The organism is Vibrio sp. D173a (assembly GCF_030248475.1).
This window is the reverse complement of record NZ_JAHGAH010001064.1, coordinates 1-1,633: the sequence shown is the minus strand read 5'-3', so window position 1 is coordinate 1,633 and position 1,633 is coordinate 1. Positions and strand designations below refer to the sequence as shown.

General features: G+C 46.3%; 1 protein-coding gene and 1 pseudogene. Both read right to left on the bottom strand.

Features of this window, described 5'->3' with window-relative positions; all coding sequences use genetic code 11:
- A partial coding sequence (locus KIV40_RS31310) for a M48 family metallopeptidase (protein ID WP_285353198.1) occupies positions 1-1,040 on the bottom strand: 1,040 nt, incomplete at its 3' end.
- Positions 1,041-1,045: 5 nt separating this feature from the next.
- A pseudogene (locus KIV40_RS31305) lies at positions 1,046-1,633 on the bottom strand (ExeA family protein); the annotation flags it as partial.

Below are 1,633 nucleotides of genomic sequence, written 5' to 3'. Positions count from 1 at the left end.
TTATCTTGTTCAATTACGGTCAACTTTTGATAACTTTCCAGAGCGATCGCTTCTTGCTGTGACTTTTGACTCAACGCCGCGCGCATCGCAAGGTACTCTTTGGACGCATTATTCGGTAAATGCAGTAGTGGGCTCAGTGCGGCTTCAGCTTGGTCAGCTTTGACAAGCAGTTTTGAAAGGCCTAATCGCAACGCTTCGCTATCATTATTCAGACGAATCCCCGCCTGAAGCAGTTCATAGGCTCGGCGTGTATCACCTTTTCCAAAATAGAGAATAGCGAGTTTTTGTCTCACGTCTTCATCACGCGGAGTGTAACGTAGTGCTTCAGTAAAGCCTTTTAACGCCCCTTCAAGATTGTTCGAGTCCAACGCTTTCTTCGCACGGCCAATGGCATTCACCGCAAGTTGCTCTGGTGTGAGTTCCACCTGCTCAGCCACAATGCCGCTTTCAATTGGTTCAACACTTTGCGGTGAAACCGTATCTGCTGGCTTTGGCGTTGTTGGCACCACGCTGTTGGTACTTTTCGAAGAAGTCGATTGTACGTTAGCCAATAAAACCGGAGATGAAGGTTTAGCAGACGTTCGCTCTTTGCCGGTTTGAACTTGTGTCTTTTTATCTTCGGTTTGTTGATTGTTCTTTACGTTCGCCACCTCAGGAGCAGCACTTAATTTGCCCGTTGTTGCCACCGTTTGTGGTGAGTTTAAAGCTAAGCTTTGGCTAGGTTCAGAGATCACATTGGTCATTGAAGGTTGTGATTCTGTGCTTGTGAGTTTCTTTGTCGGTGACTCAATAACTGGTGCCGCTGGCTGTTTGCTAAAAATCGGTTCAACATCAACTTGATGATTTAAAGGGACACTTTCAGATTCAATGCTTGGCCCTTGCGAAACAGCCCAACCGCCCATCGCTAAGCTCAGTGAAAAACCCGCAGCAACCCATATCCAAGGTGAACGCGTTTTTACTTTAGGCACGTCAGCCGCTTCGATAGCAACCTTAGACTCTTTCTTTGCCAGTTCAGATAAGGCGTTATTGATGGTATCCATGATTCACTCCAGCCCCACAAGATTGGCTTTTTAAACTTAGGTTTCGACACGTCATAGGTTTCATGCATTGCCGAATAAAGGTGCTTGTTCTCAACAGTCGGCTTATGTTCACTAAAGGCCAACAACAACGATTTATGGCATAACTGGTTGATTAGCCTAGGCACACCATGGGTTGAGCGCCAGATGGCTTTTTTCAGATTTAAGCTGAACAATGTCTCTTTGCCACCAGACTTGGTGATTCGATTGTCGATATAAGCGACCGTCTCATCGAGGTTGAGGGTTCGCAAACAAGAACTGAAAGAGATCCGCTGACGAAACTGCCTTAAATGATGTGCATTAAGGCGATTATCCAATTCAGGCTGCCCCAATAGAACAATCTGTAGTAACTTCGTCGATTCCGTCTCTAGGTTGCCAAACAAACGTAGGGTCTCTAACGCTTCATCGGACAAGGCTTGAGCTTCATCCAGTATCGCAACCACTCTTTTCCCTGAGCCGTTTAACTCGATCAGTTTATGCTGAATCTCATCCACCAGCATTGCTCTGTCCTTAACATCAATCCCTAGCTCTTCTGCCACTGCGTATCGAAGATCGTC